Source organism: Specibacter sp. NPDC078709 (genome assembly GCF_040686795.1).
Lineage (GTDB): Bacteria > Actinomycetota > Actinomycetes > Actinomycetales > Micrococcaceae > Specibacter.
Genome location: NZ_JBFBLU010000001.1, coordinates 340,024 through 362,559, shown reverse-complemented (window position 1 = coordinate 362,559; position 22,536 = coordinate 340,024). Strand labels below are relative to the sequence as shown.

The window sequence follows — 22,536 nt, the reverse complement described above, 5'->3', positions numbered from 1 at the left end:
TCAAGTAATGCCTACTGGTGTAACTCGAAAGAATGCTCAATACGCTTAATAGAGTGGTTTCTACCGCTAAGAATCAAAGAAACGGTGTCAAAAATGGGTGTGGGAATTCCGTCTACCTCGCTGATGGTGAACTGTGCGCGACGTACACCCGCCCTGTTCGAATTCGTCGGCTCATTGATGGGCCGCTGGCGGCGAGGCTACCGCATCCACCAGATTTCGGTACCAAATCCCCTCCGGTTTTTACTGCCAGGATTTGTGCGCGAAGTCCTTAATACGGAGCCGGCGGTGTTGATGCCATGGCTTCGCCAAGCATCTCCCCAGCCACCGTCGGCTCCCCTTCGCGGGCTTGTTCGTCGTGTCGAGTTTGTCGATTACAAACAGAGCGTTCAGACAGTGACGAGTGACTCTTGCGTAGCGGGAGGGCAGTGACCATGCGCCCGCTGGGACAGGACCCAAATGATTCAGGCATACGGCGCCTGTTGGCAGACCCCACTTTAGTTGGTGCAGGCGGGGTCAGCCCCACACTCAAAGGTGGCTCTCGAATCACCGTCGAGGGGCTACTGCCACACCATCAGCCGGCTAAGATGCGCCGCAAGCATGGTGCGGCTCAGGGATTTGCGCTCATCTGGGCGCGTCGTTATCGAACCAAGATTTTTGTCACGGACGTTGTCTTGATCGTCTTGTCCGTCCTCGTGTCTTCACAGTTGGTGGGCCGTGAGCAGGCAGTGACCTGGGAACGAGCTTTGTTTGTGGACGTCGGTATTTCAACGATGTGGCTGCTCGCTCTGTGGCTTTGTCACACACGGGATCCTCGACTTGTTGGTCACGGACCGGGCGAATACAAAAAAATCATCAGTGCAAGTGCTGCCGCGTTCGGTTGGTTGGCTGTGGTGTTCCTTTTCGCTAACGCTCACCACATGAATCTGATCTTTTTGTTGACCATGCCCCTAGGCACCGCAGCACTGTTGCTGGGACGTTGGAGCTGGCGCAGGTGGTTGAACCGGCAGCGTGCCTACGGGCACTACCTCTCCCGCGTCATCGTCTTGGGGACGCAAGACGATGTCACGTACGTCGTGGAGCAGATCATCAAGAACTCTGGAGCATCTTATGAAGTGGTGGGCGTAGCGCTGGAAGGCGAATCGAAGGAAACAGCCATCAGGGTCGGCCAGGCCAGCGTGCCAGTGGTTGCCGGGTTGGACGGAATCGTTGATGCCGTAGAGGAATTCAGCGCTGACGCGGTGATCGTTGCCGGTCAAGTATCCAGAGGCAGCAGTTATCTCAAAGAACTTGGTTGGAAGTTGGAGGAAAGTGCCACCGAACTCGTCGTAGCCTTGTCCCTGACCAACGTTGCTGGTCCACGGATCCAAATGCGGCCCGTCGAGGGGCTGCCACTGATGCATGTGGACCTGCCACGATTCACCGGCTATAAGCACCTTCTGAAACGGTCTGTGGATATTCTTGCCTCCGCTTCAGCGCTATTAGTGCTCTTACCGGTATTTGCCGTCCTTGCCGTTCTAATTAAGCGAGATTCACCAGGGCCAGTCTTTTTCCACCAGAAACGCGTGGGCCGCGACGGGACCATCTTTGAGATGCACAAGTTCAGGTCCATGGGTGTGAACGCTGAAGAGGAACTTCAACGGTTGACCTCTTTGAATCAGGGATCCGGTCCGTTGTTTAAACTTCGGCAAGATCCACGCGTGACCAAAGTGGGTGAATGGATGCGTCGTCATTCCTTGGATGAGCTCCCGCAGTTCTTCAACGTATTGAAAGGGCAGATGTCCTTGGTAGGTCCTCGCCCCCCACTGCCTTCTGAGGTGGCCAACTATGACAGTAGTGCCTACCGCCGGCTTTACATCAAGCCCGGGGTCACCGGTCTATGGCAAGTCAGCGGACGCTCGGATCTCTCCTGGCACGAAAGCGTTCGTCTGGACTTGTATTACGTCGAGAACTGGTCTCTGACAGGGGACCTCATGATTATGTGGCGAACGTTCAGGGTCATGCTTGCACCTGAGGGGGCCTATTAGTTGCGCTCATACGGCGGCTGATTGATGTCGCAGCTGGCAAAAGTAGGTCTCAAACGAACACGAAGTGGGGGAAACAAATGTACCAAGCACATGAGCAGGTGGCAGCTGAGGAATCGGATCTGGAACTCGCTGTCCGGATTGCTGGCGAAGCCGGCCGACTACTCGTTGAACTGCGTGCGGGAGCACTTCGCTCCGGCATCGGTGCCGCGGAACTGAAAAAATGGGGCGATACCTTCTCTCAGACGTTTTTGGCGCGTGAGTTGAGCGTCTATCGTCCTTCCGATGCGGTCTTGTCCGAGGAAGCACCTGACGATCCAAGCCGTACCGCCAAGGATCGGGTCTGGATCATCGATCCTTTGGATGGGACAAAGGAGTTCTCTGAGAATCGTCACGACTGGGCCGTTCACGTTGCCCTGTGGTGTTCAGGCCATCTGGAGGTTGGGGCTGTGGCTCTGCCCGGCCTGGAACTGGTCTTGGACAGTGGCACTCCTCCAACGGATCGCCCCCCGCTGGAGGGCACGGTACGCCTGGCTGTTTCCCGGACTCGGGCCTCCGCGCTCGTCGGCGCATTGGCGGAGCGGCTTAAAGCGGAACTGGTTCCTATGGGTTCGGCAGGCTTCAAAGTGGCTGCTGTGGTTCGTGGAGAAGTTGACGCCTACGTTCACAGCGGCGGGCAATACGAATGGGACTCGGCCGCCCCCGTGGCAGTCGCCTCCGGACATGGCCTTTATGTGAGCCGAATTGACGGTTCCGAGCTAGCTTACAACCAGCGCGATCCTTACCTGCCGGACCTTTTGGTCTGTCGTCCAGAGTTGGCACCCATGCTTTTGGCACACATCGCAGAGATTAGCCAAGCCTCAAATCCTCATATGTTAGGTCTCGACACGGATGGGATGTACGCACGATGAAAAAACCAATTTCTACTAACAACTTTAACCCAAGTCAGCTGCAATTGCTGGAATCGGAAGCTATCTTCATTATTCGGGAGGTGATTGCAGAGTTGGAACGCCCGGCCATGATGTTCTCCGGCGGCAAGGACTCCTTGGTCATGCTTCATCTGGCGGTCAAGGCGTTCGCTCCGGCTAAAATCCCGTTCCCGGTACTGCACATTGACACCGGCCACAACTTCCAAGAGGTGCTGTCGTTCCGGGACGAGGTGGTTGAAAAACTAGGCGCCAATTTAGTAGTCGGTTCGGTTCAGGATGCAATTGACCGCGGCCTGGTAACCGAGGAACCCAACGGCTCCAGGAATCGGCTGCAGACACGGGTGCTGTTGGACACGGCGGAAAAGAACGGTTTCAACGCCCTGATGGGCGGTGCCCGCAGGGATGAGGAGAAGGCTCGCGCCAAGGAACGGATTTTTTCCTTCCGGGACGACTTTGGCCAATGGGATCCGAAAAACCAGCGTCCGGAGCTGTGGAGCCTGTACAACACCCGAGTTCACTTGGGCGAGAGTATCCGGGTCTTCCCAATTTCCAACTGGACAGAGCTGGATATCTGGAGCTACATCGCAGCGGAGAATATTGGGGTCCCGTCCATTTACTACGCTCACGAACGCGAGGTGTTTGAACGCAACGGCATGCTCTTTGGTGTCCATCAGTTCTGCCAGCCCAAGCCTTCTGAGAAAACACTCGTGGAAACCGTCCGGTACCGCACGGTGGGCGATGCGAGCCTGACGGCTGCTGTCCGTTCCACAGCTGCATCGGCCACCGAAATCATGGCCGAGGTAGCTTCCACCCGGATCACCGAACGCGGTGCCACCCGAGGTGACGACCAAGTCAGCGAAGCGGCCATGGAAGACCGCAAGAAGGAGGGGTACTTCTAAAATGGATCTTTTAAGATTTGCCACGGCAGGTTCCGTCGATGACGGAAAGAGTACGTTGATAGGGCGCATGCTCTACGATTCCAAGTCAATTTTCGCTGATCAATTGGAGTCGATTGAAAAGACCAGTAAGGATCGCGGCGATGATTACACCGATCTGTCGCTGCTGACGGATGGGCTGCGTGCTGAGCGGGAACAGGGCATTACCATTGATGTGGCCTACCGATATTTCTCCACGCCGAAGCGAAAATTTGTCATCGCCGATACCCCAGGGCACATCCAGTACACCCGCAATATGGTGACCGGCGCGTCGACTGCCGATGCCGCCGTCGTACTTGTCGACGCTCGTAAGGGCTTGAGTGAACAGAGTCGTCGGCATGCGTTTCTGGTCTCGCTCCTTCAGGTTCCGCACCTGATTCTGGCTATCAACAAGATGGACTTGGTGGACTGGTCAGAGGAGGTGTATGAATCGATCCGGACAGAGTTTGTGAACTTTGCCGCCAAGCTGGACATCACGGATCTTTCCATCATTCCGGTGTCAGCGCTGATGGGCGATAACGTGGTGACGCGGTCTGAGAATATGCCGTGGTACCACGGACCCACGCTCTTGCACCACATGGAAACACTGCACATTGCCAGTGACCGGAATCTTGTGGACGTGAGATTCCCAGTGCAATACGTGATCAGGCCGCATCAGAGCTCTAACCCTGACTATCGCGGCTATGCAGGTCAAATGTGTGGAGGCGCGTTGCAGGTAGGCGACGATGTGATCGTCCTGCCAAGCGGGTTGCCATCGAAGGTTTCCTCGATCATGGATGCCTCCGGCCCGGCAGAGTCTGCGTTCTCACCCATGTCAGTCACCATTTGTTTGGAGGATGATTTGGATATTTCTCGAGGTGACATGATCTGCCGGTTGAATAACCAGCCCTCAGTGGCACAGGACATCGATGCGATGGTGTGCTGGATGAGTAGCACGCCTTTGGCACCAGGGCAGCGTCTGGCTGTCAAGCACACCACCAGGAATGCGCGGGCTCTCGTGAAAGAGCTCCAGTACGAACTCAATGTCAACACCTTGCACCGCAATCAGGAGGCTGTTGAACTGAAGCTAAACGAGATCGGCAGGGTGCGATTGCGTACCACCATCCCGTTGCTGGCAGATGAGTACCGCAGGAACAGGCAGACGGGCGCCTTCGTCTTAATTGATGAGGCCACCAACAGCACTGTTGGCGCCGGCATGATTCTCTCGGCAAGCTAATACGGGTAACTGAATCGAGCAAACAAGAGGGGTGCAGGGTTCCCACCACATGATGTGGTGGGAACCCTGCACCCCTCTTCACTGCCGAACTTTGTGCGGTGGTGCGAGACTACCAGTGCCATTCCCAGCCGTAGGATCCTTCGAAACCGCCCACCACAAACGCAGCAGAACCGGCACCCTTGGGAACATCGAGGATCACCAGACCAGTAGCATTGGTCCCTGGCTCGATGGGGGATGCGATCAGCTCCGCGTCCGGGACGCAGCCGGCACTGTTGCCCACCGGGTCCATAAGCTTCACACCGGCGGCGTCCCAAGCAGTGAACTCCAAATTGGACAACGCCAGGCTAGGCCAGCCCGAGTCTTCGAAATTACTCTTGGCTGCAACCGATATCTTGATGGCAACGAATTGGCCATTGACGCTGGCCTTGGCATCCGGAGTGGTGCACTGGAAATCGGTCTGAACACTATCGGCAGTGAGATCGGCGAATTGCTGGCCAGTGGGGGCGCCGAACACACTGGTCACACCGACTTTTTGGGTCAAGTTGCCACGCTCATTGAGTCCCAAGTCAACCAACGGTGTGGCGGAAGGCTCGGTGGTGGGGCTAGCTGCTACTGCTGGAGAGCTAGGGGCGGGGCTGGATGGTCCAACAGGACTCGGTACAGTGCTTGCTGGTGCGGAAGGCGAAGCTGCCGGGGCACTAGTCGCCGAAGGATGCACCGAACTGGTCGCCGGGGCAGTGGTTGCCTCCGTAGCTTGGGTGCTGCCGGAACAGGCTGCAAGTGCTAGGACAACGGTGGATAGTGCAGCAATACTGAATACGTTCTTCACCTTGAGACTCCGTGGTTGAAGTAGAAACCGTCCGCCGGGCTCCCGGCTGCCTCGATGATATTCCAGCGCGCTTGCAGAAGATATAGGTAGTTCCGGATACCGAAACAGTAAGCCGGGGGTGTAAGCGCGTAAGTTGCTGACAAGCGCCTGATTCGTCATTAATCGATCGGGAGTCGGCAATGTTCTGGCGAGGCAGATGTGTATTTGTTGATGAAGCGATTGAAGGCCGCGAGTACTTCCGGACTGCTGCCCAGCGCGGTGGTTCCGACCCCAAGTACCTGTCCGTCGTCTTTAACTCCGGAATGATTCCAGTAGATCAGGGCCCTTAATTTTGGGTAGTCACCGAGTTGTTGGGTAGCTCGAACAAAAAAGGCAGCGCTGGGAGCAGGATTAGCTGATGAGATCGCAACCCCCCACTCCGCGAGCATCTGAGGTTTGTCGGGATAGTGTGTGGCGGCCCAGTTATAGAAGCCAGGCCATGTGCCGTTGGGCCGGTTGATAAGACTGGCTAGGTCCGGGGTCTGGTCAAGGTTGAAAGCATAGGGATCTTGTGCGATCCAGTCGACCACATCATTGCCTGGGTAAAGGTCCGTAAACCACGGCTCCAAAGCAAACTTGGTAGCGCCAGTGTAGTTCATCACCGTAATGACGGAGACGCCAGGAGTGGTGCGCAGCAGTGTCACCACGTGGCGGAAATAGTCACGGAAGTCGGCGGCTGTTTGCCCGGAGCTGGGGGTTGGATCCACCTTTGATTCCATTTCGGCACTGAGCGAGAGGAAAAAGGGTGTGTGTAGTGTCCTCGATAGTTGTCCGGCCAGCTGGTGGAGATAGTGGTCTGCAGCGCCGTCCGCGACCTCCCGCCAGGTGAGGTTGTCGGGGCGCCAATTGTAGAAGAGCTTCAGCGACCCGGGGCCAGCATTGGCCCGATTCGCCTCATCGGGCGTGGGAAATAGTTTGTCTTGACCGCGTTTGTAGAAGTGCGCCACATCAACATCTCTATCGACTTCGGCTTCAAAGTTCCGCAAAGCCGAAGTCCAATTGTGTTCTGCGGACAGCGGATTGGCGGCTACACCGAAAAGGACATGGCAGCTAGGCGGTTGCGGGCCGCTTGAAATCAGAAAAACACAAGCTACTGCAAGGAGTGCCACAGAAAGTAGTCGAGGAAGCGAGCGATGCACTTTTCCTCCGGTTGTCCGACTTGGAACCTTTACGGTAAGTCAACAGTGGCCTGAGGTAAACGAGTACTTTTGGGGCGGGGTACGTAAGAGGCGGGGTCAGTGATGAATTCATCACTGACCCCGCCTCTTACGTGGGGGCTTACTTCAGGTAAGCGTCGCCAGGTGCCGTCAGAATGTCGCTTCCTACGAAGGAACGGAATGCCGACTGTACTGCAGGATCATTGTTGATCTGGGTACGTCCAACACTCAGTGCGTTTCCTGAGGTGTCGATGCCGTTGGAATCCCAGTAGACAAGAGCCTTGAGTTTAGGCAGGCTGGCCAAGTCGGCAGCAGCCGTCTTGAAGAAGTCAGCCTTGTAACCGGGCACACTGGAAGGCTGATCGACTCCCCATTCGCCGATCATCTGAGGCTTGTCCGGGTAATTGGTTGCAGCCCAATTGTAGAAACCAGGCCAAACCTTGGCATTAGAGGTGCGGTTGACCATACCTTCGAAGTCACTCAACCAGACATCGCCCTTGCCGAAGGCGTAGGGATCCTGAGCGATCCAGTCCACCACGTCGTTGCCCGGGTACAGATCGTTGTACCAAGACATGCCTGCCCATTTTTCCAATCCGGTGTAGTTCATGACACTGACCATGTTGGTCACGCCGTTGGAACGGAGCACCGAAACGGTGTGACGGAAAAAGTTCTTGAAGTCCGTGGCGGTCTGGCCGGATGAAGCATTGGTGTTGACCTCGTCCTCCATCTCAGCGTTCAGAGACAGGAAGAACGGCATCTTAGCGTTTGACTTCATATGTGCAGCCAACTGCTTGAGGTAGCCGTCAGCCTGGCCTTCGGCCACCTGGCGCCACGTCATTCCGGTCGGCTTCCAGTTGTAGAACAGGATACGGTTCTTGCCTGCTTCATCCTGGCGTTTGAGTTCCACAGAGCTGGGGAACATCGCGGACTGACCGCGCTTGTAGTAGTGCGCGATGTCCATATCGCGTCCTGCAGTCTTTTCGAAGTTGGTCAGTGCCGTATCCCAGCTTTCGCCGGCAAGCGGGTTTGCTGCCGCACCAAACCATGCGCCACAGCTGGGGACCAACTTGGCGGAAACTGTGCAATCAGATGCCGATGGGTTGCTCGGAGCAGTTGGTGGTGTTGTTGTCACCGGCGGCTTGGCGGGTGTCGTTGTCACCGGGGGTGTGACCGGTGCCGTGGTCGTCGGCGGTGTAGTGGGTGCTACAACGGGAGGCGTGGTGCTGCCATCCTTGCCCACTGAAATGGCGGGACGATCAGTTGCGGAGGCTTCGCGGGATGCGATCCGGGTGATGCCGCTAGAACGTGTCAGTGCAATCGCCACTGTGCCGTCCGGAGCAGAAATTCCGCTCAGCGAGAGGGTCAGATCTTGCTTGCCTTTGCCGACGGTGGCTGTGCTCAAGACTTTGGTGGTGGCTGGTGCGTTGCCGAAAGTGATGTCGGTCTCGGTCCATGACGTGGACTCGAGTTGGGAGATTTGCAGAGTTCCAGCGTCGCCGCCGGTCACACGCAAATCAATGGTGATGGTGTCTGTGGACTTAATAGCGCCCAGATCGCTGAACTTGAGGTATCCCGCCTTGCGGTCCTGCTGGTCCAGACCGACGGCAATCTTGTCGGACTCGCCGTAGTTCTTATTGGGAAGGGTGGAAACCGTGTAGGCATCCGCCGTCGAATTTGTGGCCGGTGCTGCTTGTGCAGTGGCCACGGGAACAGTCAAAACAACGCCAGCGACAATGGCCGTTGCTGCGGCGACGGAAACCGCGCATGTTTTTTTATTGAATACCGAAGAGTTGCGGCTAGGGCTCGAAGGGGTCGAGCTGAACTCCTTGAACGAGTAGTGTTTCGTCATACTTTAGAACTCCATTTTGGCAGCCTTCCTGACCCCAGCCACAGGCTAACCGCAACGATAGTTATTGATTTGTTACATTGCGCATAGAACACTAGCTGAAAAAACTTGTTATGGAAAATTCGGCCGTCCCGCAGGGCCTGATCAGGGCTTGATCTGGGTAGCCGCCAAGACTCTACCTGTGGTGCACAGCACAAAAAACGGCCGCATCAACCGGAGGGATGATGCGGCGCGGGAACTGCTTTGAGGGCCTCGTGTCAGCTTCGCAAAACCAGACTTTTCCGGCGCCACCACAGGAAAATTGCGTAGCAGAGCAAAGACACCCCAATGGCTAGAACGTCGAACAAGATAGCCTCCGGGAGTAAGAAACGCCACAGGAGTGGGTATGCGAGGAAGATCACCATCACGCCACCGGCCATAAAGACGGTTTGTCGGGAAGCCGGAGAGATTCCAAGTGTCCGTCTGACTTGAATGAAACACATGACATTCCTGACCACAATGGCCGCTGCCCAGGCGATGGCCGCACCGGAAATTCCCAGAACTGGTACCAGCAGCAAACAACCGACAACGTCGACGGCCAACGCGGTGACAGTGTTGATCAGAGAGAGGCTGCTCCGCCCCGCCATCAACAGCAACATATCCAGGGGGCCCATGCTGGTGGCGAACAGCATGGCCGCGCTGAGGATACGCAGCGAATCGGTTCCAATAACAAAGTCAGCGCCGAACACGATGTTCAGAAGTTGCCCGGCGAAAACAATGAAAATCAGGTAGATGGGCCAGGCCAGTGACACGGTCCACAGCGTTAGTTGCTGCGTGACCAATTTGGCACCTTGGTGATTGTCTTTGGCCAGCAACTTCGCAATATGTGGCTCACTGACCTGCTGCAACGCTGTCGTTGCGAGCTGACCTAGCACCAGAAAACGAGTCACGGCTGTGTAGAGAGCGGCGGCAGCGGGTCCAGCAATAATAGTGACGATCGCGATGTCTGATCGTTGTAACGCTACCTGGGCCAATCGTGCCACGCCGCGGGGAATGGTGAATCTCCAGAACTCGGCGGAGACCTCACGTGGCGATTCCGGACGCCCGGTGCCAAATGTTCCCGGGTTTTGGCGCAGGGTACGCCACAGCATGATTTGTGCGCAGAGCAGTGCCACAACGTACGGTGCCGCCCACGCAATAGCCAACATGGAGGCGTTCGAGACTGTCAGCGAGACAGTTAGCACCAAGGCCACCTGCAAGAGCGGACGGATAATCCGTTCGATCACGATGGTCGGTTTCATGATGATTAGCCCGCGGGTGATAGCGAGCGTGAGTTCGTAGCAAGCTGCGATGGGCAGTGTCGCGGCAAAGATCACGATCATCTGCGTTGCCTGGCTCGCCGTGCCACCACCGGAGAGCAGACGCGCCAGGGGATCGGCAAACACCATGCCCACGATCATGATGACAACACTGACCGACAGTGCGATGAAAACGCTGTGCCGGATGAGATATCGGTTGTTGTGGGGGGTGTTTCTGGCGCTGTTCCAGGCGATGAAACGAATCAACCCTTGGTCAACGCCAATCTCGGAGAGCGCCAAGGCAATCAGGAAAACGGAAGAAATTGCGAAGATGAGTCCAGCAGTTTCTGCATCCCATAGCCGTGAGATCAGGACGATCAGCAGGAAGCCGGAAACGGCCGATAGCCCCGCACCCAGGAGATTCGCGGAACCGGACTTCGCAATTCTTTTGACCGAGTGTTCGGCATCGCTAACACCCCCCGCTGCTACTGACTCAAGTTCGCCGCGCGTTGGATTCGATGATCGAGGAAGGGTGTCCATCGGTACTAGCTGTGCGGTCGGGCTAGCAGCGGTTCGTCCTTCGATCCGGGTTGGACAGCGGTACCCGCTGGTGTCCCAGCCTGGCGTCGCCGGCGCATTTCCGGGGTAGGCGAGGATACGCTGATGGCTAACGGCGGTTCAACTGCGGTGTTTTGGGCCTGCCGACGCTCTGGGCTGCGCAACAAAACGGCCCCGGCAGAATGCACGCCAATTTGTTCCAGTAGGTCGCGTGAGGCCGTCAGGTCAGTGACCTTGGCGCGCTGACCGTCGACAACCAGCAACACCGCAGCTGTATGCCGCGCTAGCGCCACGCCGATTCCAGTGCCTAGCGACGTTCCAGCCACCAACACCACCGTGGGCCTGCGCGTAAGCTCCTTCAACAGCCGAGCCATTGCTGGTCCCTGGATAAGTGCCGGGAGTTGCTTAGGCTGGGTGCCGATAGGAATAACCGAGAGTTGGCCGTCGCTGTCCAGCATGCCCCAGACTGCGGAGACGGGAAGCGTCCCGTTCAGAAAATCCGTCAGACCTTGGCGTGGGGTGCCGTCAGTCTCATTAGCCTGCGGAACTGCTTCAAGTACGACGGCGGCTGTTCCAGTTTCGCGGAAGGCTTGTGCCACGCCTCGGGCCACCGCTGCGGTGTCGGCACCTTGAGGCGTGGCCGCCAGCAGGAGCACCTTGTGCCGCGCAGTCTCTGAGGCGCCCAAGATATTGGCCAACCTTCGGTAGCCTTCAACGTCGGGCACGCTCTCACCCAGGGGCTTCCATCGGCGGATGGCACCGCGGACAGGATGTACGCCGGTACCGGCGAAGTCCTCGGCATCGCGAACTCGTTGGTCAACATTTTCGCGGGCGAGGGCCAGCACCACACCCATGGCGGCACCAACTAAGAGGGCCGCAAGCCCTAGGAACATGGGGTTCATGCCGTTCTTGGCCGTAGGGAGAACAGCTGGGCTAATAATGTCCCCGGGTGCGATCGACGTCGCGTCGGCCTCCGTCTGATCCAGATTCACAGTAGCCAGTTGCCCGGCGTACAGCGTTACTTGCTGCTGCAGGTCAAGAATTTGTGCGGCATCGGCCTCGGCCAGCTTGGCAGCATTGAGACGGGTGGAGGCATCCGTAAGCAACGTGTTGATGGCGCTTTGTTGCTGCTTGCGTAGTTCATTTTGAGCAGTAACTACGTTGGTGGACCTGTCCTTGCGATACCCCAAATATGCTTCAGCCAGTGCTTGTGCGCCGGCCTGAGCCAGTTCTGGAGTTGAACGGGTGTAGGTAATTTGTACCACCGTTGAGTTGGAAGGTACCTCGGTGAAGATGTTCTCCCTGACGTCCGTACCCAGATTGAACCCATCAGCTTGTGCCTGGGCCACTGCGGACTGCATGACCGCATCGGTATAAACCAGCCCCGCCTCAGTAGTCAACGCTGCCAGCTGTTCAGTGCGGGACGTGGGGGTGCTCGGTGAGTAGGGATTTCCCACCAACGGTTCCAGAAAGACACTGCTGGTGGAGGAATAACTGGGCTTTGCCGTGGCCACCACACCAGCACCAAACATGGCACCAAGAATCAGGATCACCAGCGCCAACACCCCGTGGTGGCGCATGGCCCTTGCAAAATAATTGGGGCGCAAGACTGCTTCATTCAACGTTCATCACCTGCACTAATCGAGACCAGCAGGCGGCTTAGAAGGTCGCCTATTTGACCATCATGGCACAAGGAAAGCAGGAGCGGACGGGGCCAGAGCACCTGTCTTTACATTCAAGTAATAGGCATCTGCAAACAAGTAGCCATTTTCCCGGCAGGCAGTCATTCCAACGGTTGAACCCTTGACAGGCGGTGGCAGACTGATGAGAAATGGAATTCCCACAGACACCACGTTCGTACACGTTCAAGGACGATTTCAATGAACAAGTTCCTGCCCTTTCGTGCAGTCGCGAAGAATACTGAAACACATTCGGCACAGCCTCATGTCTTGATGCTCGGTGGATTTGGGCGAAGCGGCTCCACGCTGCTGGAACGATGTTTGGCGGAATGCCCCGATGTGGTGGGCCTCGGCGAGGTCCTGCACTTGTGGGAGCGCGGCCTGCGAGATGATGAATTGTGTGGCTGTGGGCTGTCCTTTAGTCAGTGCCCTTTTTGGCTGAGTGTGGGAGAAAAAGCTTACGGCAGCTGGGCTGCCTTGGACGTTGCGGAAACGGTGGCTGACCGACGCGAAGTTGTTCGCAACAGGTGGCTGCTCGAGCTCATTACAGGTATCTCGCCACGTTCACGGAGAGTGCGGGCGAAGAGGCTACTGGCACGACTTGAGGCTTTGTACGGGGCTGCCGTGGACGTGAGCGGTGCCCAGTTCATCGTCGATTCCAGCAAGCATCCGGCCTATGCTTACTTCTTGCGCCGGGCACGGATCAATCTCAAGTGTCTATTGGTGGTACGGGATCCACGAGGAGTGGCCTTCTCCTGGGCCAAGGTGGTTCGACGCCCGGAGGTTGGAAATGCGGAGGAGTACATGCCACGCTACTCAACGGTGGCGGCCGTCGCTAATTGGTCACTGTACAGCGTGCTTTTCCACATGCTGACGCTGTTGCGAGTAGACATGAAAACTGTGCACTATGAGGACTTTATGTCGCATCCAAGCCAAGTCGTGGCAGAGGTTCTGGAATTCATGGGAGTCCAGCCAACAGAGGCTTCGGTGGCGCACATAGAATCTGACACTGTCGAACTGTCCGCTCACCACACCGTGGCCGGAAACCCCATGCGGATGAAGACGGGCACCCTGAAGATCCGCAAGGACACCGAATGGCAGCAGAAGATGCCCGCCAACGACCGGCGGCTGGCCAGTCTCCTGAGTTTCCCCTTACGCATGATGTATGGCCAACGCAGGTAAACCGGTCGAGGGCTCGATAACTTGCCTGGAGCCTGTGGAACGGAGCTAGCCGAGTTGCCTGGACAATCGATATCTAGATCCCGCGTCCACGAGAGTTGAGGACTTTCACCACGTAGGCGGGTTTGAGTAGTTTGGCTGTGACGGCTAGCGCCAAATACGCGCGAGGTTCACGCAAACTTAGTTGCAGAGACTTTCTGGCTGTCTTGGCTGCCGTGCCTGGCTGATTGCCGAGAGCAGCGAGTGCAAAGGCTCGCTGGCCTTGCATCCATGCTGATCCGCGCCGGTTAGCGGTGATCTCGGGATGTTTGGCCATCAGATATTCCAGCCCGTCCGCCATGGCTTCCCAGCGCCGCGAGAAATAGGATCCTTGCGGGTGCCACAACACATCTGTTCCGACTCGGGGGAGCACCGTGACCTTCCCCTGCTGGGCGCTGCGCAGCAGATAGTCATAGTCCTCCCCGTAACCGTAGGGGAGCTCCTCGTCCACCAGGCCAACGTTGCCCAGCAAATGGTCACGGTCGAAGAGATAGGTGGAAGGGTGGGCGCCGGTAAGTCGACTGCCTGAAAGCGCGCTGACAGTGACCTCGGGGCCCGCTGGAATGCGTTGGCGGCGCTCCTCACCAAAATGGACCTCGATACCGCAGACGCAGGCTGTGGCGTTGGTAGCTGCCATGGCCGTTACTTGACTCACAAGTTTGTCTGCTCGCCAGGCGTCGTCGTCGTCGCAGAACGCCACAAGTGGATGGGTTGCCTCCAGTAGCCCCGTATTACGGGCACCGGGGAGTCCCGGCGTACGCGAATTCGTCATGACGCGTACCTGCCGAGTAGGTGACGTCATCTGCAGGTCTGCCCGCACGGGGCTGTTATCAAAGACCACCGTAATTCGAATGTTTCCTGGATAGTCCTGCTCGGTGATGGATCTGATGGCCTTGGCCAGCAGCTCGATCCGGTCCTTCGTGCAAATGATGACGTCAACCGAGCTGGTCGGGCTAAATGATGTGGGTTTCACCGGGGTCTCCTAGTGGCTCGTGGGTACAAGATGCTCGCAAGAATGCTTATGTCAGTTCTCCCATTTCAGGTTTCGTCGCTGCCGTCTCCGGTCGAGGATGGCGGCAGTGAAGCAGCCCAACAGCAGCCCTACGCCCGTGGCGGATCCCATGACGATATAGCCACCAGAACGGACGGTGTTGGTGGGCAATATGGCTTCATGCGAGATGTAGCCAGGAGCAGGATTATTGACCGTGAGGGAAATGAGCTGAGTCTGTAACCGGTTTTGTTCGGCTACGAGTTCACGATTAGTTTGAGTGGGATCCCGCCCGTTCAGCGGCGACGAAGACAGTGGTAGCTCTAGGGCAGCCTGCAGCGAGGTCAATTGAGCTTGGATGGCGGTGGTCGCGTTATCCCGGTCCGTAAGCAACGCTGCTTGACGCACTTCCAAGAAGTTCTGGACCAACAGGGTCACAGCGCTGTAGGCCATCTCAGGTGTGGGCGAGGTGACGTAGAGCCGGAGGATTCTGGAATTGATAAGTGGAGAGATGGTCATATCTGTCAGGAGTCCGGAGGAGCGGCCGGGATAATCCAACGCTCGCGCAGTCTCGCCAAGAACCCGGTCCGAGAGCAATATCTGCACGGCAGAGTCAATGGAAACATCGGAGGAAACGTTGGTAGGGGAAGTGACGAGAGAGCTGGCGATAACCACTACGTCAATGCGCGCCTTGTAGCGCGCCGGCGAGCTCAGGTGGATGGCAGCCCCGCTGAGTAACGCCACCATGAGGGCGACAGCAATCACCTGCCAATAGCGCCGAAGCAGCGCCAGATAGTCACCCAAATGAGGTTCCCGGGGACCCATCGGCTCCGCATACGGGGGTGCAGGGGCGCTGGGGGCGTGGGCGGAGGTGAGTGTCATCGACGCCAGCTTGGTGTGTATCCCAACAGTTCGGCGAGTCTTTCGTCGTCTTCGGCGAACTCACGAACTAATAGTGAACGGATGTCTTCAGGCATGGGGCTGCTGGGTCGGGCATTGGATTGCAGGACGTCTTGCGGTGTCCACGGGGAGATGCCCAAATAGTCCGTCAATTCTTGCCATTGTGGCAATCCGGGGAGCATGAAGTCATCGGCATCTATAACCAGGACGCGTTCACGGCCCAGGGTAGCGAAGGCCCGCTCCAATTGTGCGGCGTAGCGGCCTCGGGCCACGTAAGCGTGATGTTGATGGGAGAACGACTGGTAGTCCTCATCGGAGATGATGCGCTCCTCCTCACCGTCTAGCCGGCGGGCTTCGGCGTCCAAAGCCTCGGCGAATGGCAGCGTTTCGAAACCGCGCTTGAGCTCCTGCTTGTAGGCGGAAAAGGCGCGTTCTGCGGGGTCGCGAAGCAGTACCACCAGCTTCGCCTCAGGCAGCGCTGCGGCAATACGCTGAACGGCCAGAGGATGAAAAATATAGTAGGGGCTGCCTTCTCCGGTGATGCCAGTTGAAGTGGCTGGGCGGCGTAGTGGAAAGTGGCCGGTGTAGTAGCGCAGCCCCCGTCGGAACTTGTCTGCCGTATCGAAATAGTGAACGCCCTTGTTCAGAGCGGGAGGGTGTACCTCCGGATGCTGGGCCAACATCCGAAACAGACTGGTGGTCGCGCATCGTTGGGCGCCGGCAATGAGGAACGACGGCGTCATCCGCAGCGGGGCGCTCAACTGCCCTACTCCCGTAATGATGGTTCGGGCGCCTGAGCGGGCTGTCGTTCGCAATTTTTCAACGGCTGTCATCGGGAATCTCCACCTCGTGGTCAGAAGCTGACACCGTTCGGTGCAGCTGATCGGCAATAACCTCGTGATGCCACCGTGCCAATGCGCGGACAGAACTTCCGTCAGGAGTGTGGGCATCGAGGGTGAATCTGGTAGCGATGGTAAAGAGGTAGGCCAAGCGAATAGCCGTCAATTGCAGGGGGTGCGCCAGAGCTTCGCCTGTCGCGCATGAAACCACTTCTCGTAAGGGAGCAGGTACGGCGTGCTCCAACGCTTCCCTGGCGGCTGAGAGATCACCGATCTTGCGAAGTGCCTGGTGTGCGGTGAAGTGAACGACGTCCAAGCCCGCTGGCACAGCCGTTTCGTAGCGTTCCCAGTCCCAGACCATGGGCAATGTTGAGGTGTATGCCATGTTCCAAGGCCCAAAGTCTCCGTGCCAAGCGCCGAAGGGGAGCTCCACCGAACCATAAGCGGAGCTGAAATCTGCCAGCAGCGCTGGCAAGGCTCCATCGTCGGTATTGCGCAGTGGTTCCAGAGATTCTTGCAGTGTGGCCAGCCATCTGCTGTCGGCAATGCGGGAATACTCGAGGGCGCCGCTGCTGGTGATGATCGCTGCGGCCGTACTTTGGGGAACGCCTCGCAGCTGTTGTTTGATATCCGGACGCAGGGCACCCATGAGCAGTACTTCATGATTTTGCCAGGTTCCGGAATGGATCTTTGGTGGCAGCGTGAAATGCCCTGCGGAAACCATTGAGAGCTTCTCAAGAACCGTCGCTTCATGCCTGACTAAAGAATTCGTCAGCGGACCGAGCCCCACCTTGGCGAAGCCGATCTCTTGGCCGCTCTGGGTATGGACGTTCAGAATTGGTTTGCGGTTGGCCCTGGCGGATCCAACCGTCAAGGAGATGACCACAGGCTGGTCCAAAATAGTACTCAGATACTCCACTATGGAGTCCCTTTGGTTGCTGATGGCCAGACCGTAGGGCATCAATACAGGGCCCAGTCCGTGTGACAGGATCTGAGAAAGCAACTCGCGGGGTGCAGCGCTGCGTTTACTGTCACCGGCGCTGGGCCGCGAAAGGGCGTCTCCGGCGGCAGCAGGTACCCCGGCTGGGACCACCATGCGCGGGTATCGAGGGAATGGCACCAGCCGAAGCGCCGTGGGGTCCTTGCCGACGCGGGATACGGTGACCTTTGCCCGCGGATAGAGCTGTTCCACCACCGCCATTAGGTCATCCAGACGGGGATTGCTACTCCTTGTGGTCATGGCAGTGACCCCTTCCTTCCGGACCCAAACAGCGTATCTCTGGGTACTCTGAGAGTTTGCAGTCCGTCCTGTTTGAGTTTCATTTCGTAGCGCCAGATGAGCCCTAGCGCAATCATCAAGAACATGAGGGGGGAGCTGATCATGTCGTATACCGGCAGTACGCAGGCGAAGAACACCACGCTGTACAGCAGTGGGGAGGCCCATGAGGATTCTCGCCTCAGAGCGGGGAGGGTACGACGAAAGACGAAAGCGCAGAATAGCAGGACACCAAGGATTCCCGTGCCAAATATCAGGTACCACAGCGAACCTTGTGTCCCTAGCTGCGGCGGGGAGCACTGGTGGCAATCGGCCGTAGCGCCGGCGGCAATGGAGAAGAAGTTGCCTTGGCGCTGGCGGGTGGAGCCGAACCCTATTAACGGAGAATATTGCAATACGGTGGTCACCGTGGTCTCAGCCAGATTGGATCGGCCCACGTTGCTGTGTGGGTTATTGAGTCGGGCTTGTAAAACGTCCCACAATGGCGTTGTCAGCAGTACCGCGTAGGCAATGACGGCCAAAACGCCGGCGACCACAATGGCAATCCACTTGCCGTTCAGGGTCAAACGGATCAGCAATACTGCTGTCATCACTGCAAGTCCTGCCCACAGGCCGCGGTTCAGGGAGAATATGACGGGCGGAATCGCCAACACCAGAAAGGCAATAAACGCGGTTTTTTGTAGCGCGCTGCGCAGGTATCGCCAGGACATGAGATAAAAAGGCAAAAGTATACCGAAGTTGGCACCCCAAGAGTTTGCGTAGTCGAACGGTGCCTTGGGACGTGGCTCGGGGTAGCCGAGGATATCTTGTAGCTGGGCAAGCCCGGGGTGAATCAGCGAGTTCAAAAAGACATTGGAGCGAAGCGATCGAGGAAGGATGATTTCCATGAGCGAAGGGAATTCATGCTGCCAGAGAAACTGTCCGGCGTAACCGCCCATCACCGTGATGGCGAACATCCAAGCCATCAGCAAAATCAACCATTTGCGCGGCAGGGTCTTCTCTGTGGAGTTGCCGATGAACAAGAGCACCACAGTCACTGCTGCGAACCAGGCAACCCGGTAGGCCCAGGGAAGAATACGGGACAAGCCGGGGTCAAGCACTAACCCTGGCACGGGTGTCCAGAGGACTACCACCCCGATCAGCATGATCATCACAAACAGCAGCCACAACCCAAAACCCCGAGGTACTACCAGAACACTCCGCCGCAGGAGGTGGTAGCCCAGAGGGACAGCCATGATCAGAAAACCCAGCGTGCCAAATCCCATGGCCCACCAGAGTGGGAAACCGAGCAAAAAAAAGACGAGAGGGAACGCAGGGCTGGCCACTATTCGCGAAAACGACAAGCGAGACCGTTGTTGGACATGCCGTGGAGGGTTCTGTCCGTTCACAGTTTTAGCAGAATGCCAGCTGAGCCTGGATTCCAAGGTTTTTCCCTAACACTTTCCATAGAAATAGCTTCTGTAATTCAGGTAGTGCTCGTCAGCATAGTTCGCGGAATGTGAAACTGGGAGAGATTTTTCCTCGTTAAAGAACAGACGAGTAGCCGGTGAGCAAAACTCGGGTAGCTCCGAGTATTTCGCCACATTCAAGGGATCTTGGGCAGCTAGCTCTGAAAGTGGGCCGACATCTCAAGGAAAATTGATACTCGACCCTCCCCGGAAAACACTTGGGCAAGTAATTGCTGGACCCCAAACAAGTAATTACTCTCGGACTTTAGGTAGCAACCATGACGCTCGAGTGTTTCATCCGTTCACAGGGAATACACATAATGATTCATCCGTGCTTTTATGCCGGTTTCAGGGGTCACTTTTGCGGGAATGCGGTTTGCCGTTTCTCGCGGCGAGACTCATTCTTTGAGTAGAGGAATTCGAATGCGAAGATATATAGCAGTCTTTGCAGGGTTTCTGATGGTATTGGGACTCGGCATCGCCGTTCCCAATGCTGCAACGGCTTCAAGCCAAACCCTTCCAACGGTCGTTAGAGCCACGCCGGTGAACTACACACCGAACGTACTTGACGGCATCGTTTTCTCCGTAGCCCAGGTCGGCAACATGATTGTTCTGGGCGGCAGCTTCACGCAAGTACGCGCTAGCTCCGGAGGCCCCACCTTATCCCGCAGCTACATCGTCGCCTTTAACAAGGACACGGGAGCCATCAGTACTACCTTCGCCCCCCAATTTAACGCCACCGTGCGTAAAGTTGTTGCATCGCCTGACGGGCAATCAGTGTATGTGGGCGGGCAATTCGGCTCGATGAACGGTGCATCCGTACCGAAAGTAGTCAAACTCAATGTCAATAACGGTGCACGGATCGCTGCCTTCAACACCGGTTCGATTGATGCCGTTGTCCATGACATGAAACTCGTCGGCAACCAGCTCTACATTGGCGGTAGCTTCTTGACCATCAGGGGCACCGCCCGCACCAACTTGGCGGCAGTGGATGCGACAACGGGTGCATTGAGTCCAAACGTGAATATCACCTTCGCCGGCACACACTACGGCGGAGAGATGTTTGTCCACAAATTCGATGTTTCCCCTGATGGCAACACCATGGTGGTAACAGGTAACTTCAGAACCATGGATGGGCTGGACCGGGTGCAGGTCGGCATGATCGATCTCTCCTCCGGCACTGCCACAGTCAGTAGTTGGCAGACTGATGCGTGGAAACCGATGTGTTACAACAGTTTCGCCTACTATCTCAATGACCTGGACTTCTCCCCAGATGGAACATTCTTCACGCTTGGTTCCATGGGCGGATACGGTAGCGGTCCACCAAGTCTCTGTGACAGCATTTCCCGCTGGGAAACCAATGCCACAGGATCGGGCGTGACCCCCAGCTGGGTGGACTACACCGGCGGTGACAGTGTCTACGCACTGGAAAACACCGGCGCCGTGGTCTACTTCGGCGGACACAACCGTTGGGTCAATAATCCCTTCCGCGCTGATGCTGCGGGTCAGGGTGCCGTTGACCGGCCAGGTATCGGCGCCTTGGAAACAGTCAATGGAATGCCCATCACCTGGGCACCTGGACGTGACCGCGGCCGTGGCGTCTTTGACCTGATGGCAACTGACCAAGGTCTATGGGTAGGGTCAGATACCGACCGTATTGCAGGTGGTTTGTATCGCGCACGAATAGCGATGTTCCCCACCGCTGGCGGTACTGCGCTACCACCTATTGCCACAGCGCCAACGCTTCCCGTTGACGTCATGCAAAGCGGTGCCATCAACGCACCGACCGACGCCCGGTACCTTTACCGGGTGAACTCTGGCGGCGATACTATCCCCAGTCTTGATGGCGGTATGGCATGGCAGGGAGACACCTCTCCACCAGCCAATGCCTACATCAACTCCGGTAATGCGGCCGGTTACGACGCCGTTGGTGCCGTCACCGCCAATGTTCCGGCAAGCACACCGACAGCCATTTTCTCCAGCGAGCGGTGGAGCGCGTCAGACAACCCAGTCATGACGTATTCATTCCCCGTACCTGTTGGCACAAATGTTCAGGTCAGGTTGTATCTTGCTGATCGCTGTTCGTGTACACCGCTTCCGGGATCACGCATTTTTAACACGCAGATCAACGGTCAGCCGTGGCTTGATAGCTATGACGTCAACCAAGCCGTGGGCCACAACGTGGGCACCATGGTCTCCAAGGACGTTGTCAGCACCGGTACCGTAACTCTCAGCGTCACCCACAATGTGGAGAACCCGGCTGTCAACGGCGTGGAGATATTCAATCTCGATGCTGCTGCACCACTGCCAAGCACAGTCAACAAAATGACGAATCGGTATTTCGATGGCAGTACGGGATCTAACAGCACGGGCGCTGTTTCCGGTTCCGTCGCCTGGGACAGTGTCCGAGGCGGATTTGTTGCCAACGGTGCCCTGTATCTGGCCACTACCTCTGGTGACTTCCTGCGGGCGCCGTTCAACGGCACCACGGTTGGCTCCGCAACAGCACTGGAGCTTTACGGGCTGACCAACTTCTCGGTCGATATGCAGTCCATGACCGGACTGTTCTATTCAAACGGGAGAATCTACTACACGCTGGCCGGACAAAGCAGTCTGTTCATGCGCTACTTCAGCCTTAACTCCGGCATTGTTGGAGCTCAACGCTTCACCGTTACCGGGCCAGCGGCTGGCATGGATTGGAAGAACGTCAATGGGATGTTCCTGGCAGATGGGAAAATCTACTGGGCATCTTCCGACGGAAATCTGAACAGCATGGGTTGGAGCGATAACGTTGTCTCCGGCACGGTCACCGGCACCTCAACTGTGGTGAGCGGTCCGAGCCAAGACGGGGTTGACTGGGCGGCGAAATCGCTGATTGATAAGCCCGGCACCGGTTCTACCGTTCCGCCGAAAAACCAGGCACCGGTGGCTGCGTTCACTACGGCCTGTACCAACCTGGTTTGTAGTTTCAATGGAGCAAGCTCCACTGATTCGGATGGCACAATTGCCAGTTATGCGTGGTCCAGTAGCGATGGTGGAAGTGGCACCGCAGCCACCTTCAACCACACCTTCACGGCAGCGGATACCTACCAGGTCACGCTGACGGTCACCGATGATGATGGCGCCACTGGTGCTGTCACGCATGAGGTTTCTGTCACTGCGCCTCCAGAGAATGTTGCCCCGACGGCGGCGTTTACCGCCAACTGTACAAACCTGGTGTGTAGTTTCAATGGCGCCACGTCCGCTGATTCGGATGGGACTGTTGCTAGTTATGCGTGGTCCAGTAGTGATGGTGGAAGTGGCACCTCAGCCACCTTCAACCGCACCTTCGCTGCAGCGGATACCTACCAGGTGACGTTGACGGTGACCGATGATGATGGC

Annotated in this window: 17 protein-coding genes; 7 read left to right on the top strand and 10 right to left on the bottom strand. The window is 57.1% G+C overall.

The features are described 5' to 3' along the window. The first annotated feature begins 431 nt into the window (after positions 1-431). The 4 genes from AB0P14_RS01585 (at position 432) to AB0P14_RS01570 (ending at position 5,101) form a co-directional block, all read left to right on the top strand. Positions 432-2,024: a sugar transferase gene (locus AB0P14_RS01585; protein ID WP_363836840.1), complete on the top strand. Its 1,593-nt coding sequence runs from the start codon at positions 432-434 to the stop codon at positions 2,022-2,024. Between the two features lie 77 nt (positions 2,025-2,101). After that, on the top strand, positions 2,102-2,932 hold the full coding sequence (locus AB0P14_RS01580; protein ID WP_363836838.1) for a 3'(2'),5'-bisphosphate nucleotidase CysQ: 831 nt from the start codon (positions 2,102-2,104) through the stop codon (positions 2,930-2,932). After that, positions 2,929-3,849, top strand: coding sequence for a sulfate adenylyltransferase subunit CysD (gene cysD, locus AB0P14_RS01575; RefSeq protein WP_363836837.1), 921 nt, complete (start codon positions 2,929-2,931; stop codon positions 3,847-3,849). The genes AB0P14_RS01580 and cysD overlap by 4 nt, the downstream gene beginning before the upstream one ends. Before the next feature lies 1 nt (position 3,850). Next, a complete protein-coding gene (locus AB0P14_RS01570; RefSeq protein ID WP_363836835.1) occupies positions 3,851-5,101 on the top strand; it encodes a GTP-binding protein in 1,251 nt (416 codons plus the stop codon). A 109-nt stretch (positions 5,102-5,210) separates the two neighbouring features. Here the strand turns inward: AB0P14_RS01570 and AB0P14_RS01565 are convergent, their stop codons facing one another. Continuing rightward, positions 5,211-5,642, bottom strand: a complete 432-nt coding sequence (locus tag AB0P14_RS01565) for a hypothetical protein (protein ID WP_363836834.1) — start codon at positions 5,640-5,642, stop codon at positions 5,211-5,213. 13 nt (positions 5,643-5,655) lie between these two features. Between AB0P14_RS01565 and AB0P14_RS01560 the strand changes: the two genes are divergently transcribed. Then, the gene (locus AB0P14_RS01560; RefSeq protein ID WP_363836832.1) at positions 5,656-5,949 is read left to right on the top strand and encodes a hypothetical protein; all 294 of its coding nucleotides are present in this window, start codon (positions 5,656-5,658) and stop codon (positions 5,947-5,949) included. Between the two features lie 139 nt (positions 5,950-6,088). On the opposite strand, the gene AB0P14_RS01555 is transcribed toward AB0P14_RS01560, so the two are convergent. The 4 genes from AB0P14_RS01555 to AB0P14_RS01540 form a co-directional block, all read right to left on the bottom strand. Next, positions 6,089-7,078, bottom strand: coding sequence for a hypothetical protein (locus AB0P14_RS01555; RefSeq protein WP_363836830.1), 990 nt, complete (start codon positions 7,076-7,078; stop codon positions 6,089-6,091). Between the two features lie 169 nt (positions 7,079-7,247). Continuing rightward, the gene (locus AB0P14_RS01550) at positions 7,248-8,975 is read right to left on the bottom strand and encodes a DNRLRE domain-containing protein (protein ID WP_363836829.1); all 1,728 of its coding nucleotides are present in this window, start codon (positions 8,973-8,975) and stop codon (positions 7,248-7,250) included. Positions 8,976-9,229: 254 nt separating this feature from the next. Beyond that, positions 9,230-10,789 (bottom strand): oligosaccharide flippase family protein, encoded by a 1,560-nt coding sequence (locus AB0P14_RS01545; RefSeq protein ID WP_363836827.1) that lies wholly within the window; start codon positions 10,787-10,789, stop codon positions 9,230-9,232. Between the two features lie 5 nt (positions 10,790-10,794). Then, positions 10,795-12,429, bottom strand: coding sequence for a hypothetical protein (locus tag AB0P14_RS01540; protein WP_363836825.1), 1,635 nt, complete (start codon positions 12,427-12,429; stop codon positions 10,795-10,797). Positions 12,430-12,687: 258 nt separating this feature from the next. Between AB0P14_RS01540 and AB0P14_RS01535 the strand changes: the two genes are divergently transcribed. Continuing rightward, positions 12,688-13,668: a sulfotransferase gene (locus AB0P14_RS01535; protein WP_363836823.1), complete on the top strand. Its 981-nt coding sequence runs from the start codon at positions 12,688-12,690 to the stop codon at positions 13,666-13,668. 73 nt (positions 13,669-13,741) lie between these two features. On the opposite strand, the gene AB0P14_RS01530 is transcribed toward AB0P14_RS01535, so the two are convergent. From AB0P14_RS01530 to AB0P14_RS01510, 5 genes are read right to left on the bottom strand one after another with little or no spacing between them, the layout of a single operon-like run. Continuing rightward, complete coding sequence (locus AB0P14_RS01530; RefSeq protein WP_363836821.1) at positions 13,742-14,677, bottom strand: glycosyltransferase family A protein; 936 nt, start codon at positions 14,675-14,677, stop codon at positions 13,742-13,744. Positions 14,678-14,728: 51 nt separating this feature from the next. Continuing rightward, a complete protein-coding gene (locus AB0P14_RS01525) occupies positions 14,729-15,574 on the bottom strand; it encodes a Wzz/FepE/Etk N-terminal domain-containing protein (protein ID WP_363836819.1) in 846 nt (281 codons plus the stop codon). Continuing rightward, positions 15,571-16,425 (bottom strand): sulfotransferase, encoded by an 855-nt coding sequence (locus AB0P14_RS01520; protein ID WP_363836817.1) that lies wholly within the window; start codon positions 16,423-16,425, stop codon positions 15,571-15,573. Before AB0P14_RS01520 ends, AB0P14_RS01525 begins: the two co-directional genes overlap by 4 nt. Next, complete coding sequence (locus AB0P14_RS01515; protein ID WP_363836816.1) at positions 16,412-17,671, bottom strand: hypothetical protein; 1,260 nt, start codon at positions 17,669-17,671, stop codon at positions 16,412-16,414. Before AB0P14_RS01515 ends, AB0P14_RS01520 begins: the two co-directional genes overlap by 14 nt. Then, on the bottom strand, positions 17,668-18,972 hold the full coding sequence (locus tag AB0P14_RS01510) for a hypothetical protein (RefSeq protein ID WP_363836814.1): 1,305 nt from the start codon (positions 18,970-18,972) through the stop codon (positions 17,668-17,670). The genes AB0P14_RS01515 and AB0P14_RS01510 overlap by 4 nt, the downstream gene beginning before the upstream one ends. A gap of 726 nt (positions 18,973-19,698) precedes the next feature. On the opposite strand from AB0P14_RS01510, the gene AB0P14_RS01505 reads away from it, so the two are divergent. Continuing rightward, the coding region (locus AB0P14_RS01505; RefSeq protein WP_363836812.1) for a PKD domain-containing protein at positions 19,699-22,536 on the top strand (2,838 nt) is incomplete at its 3' end.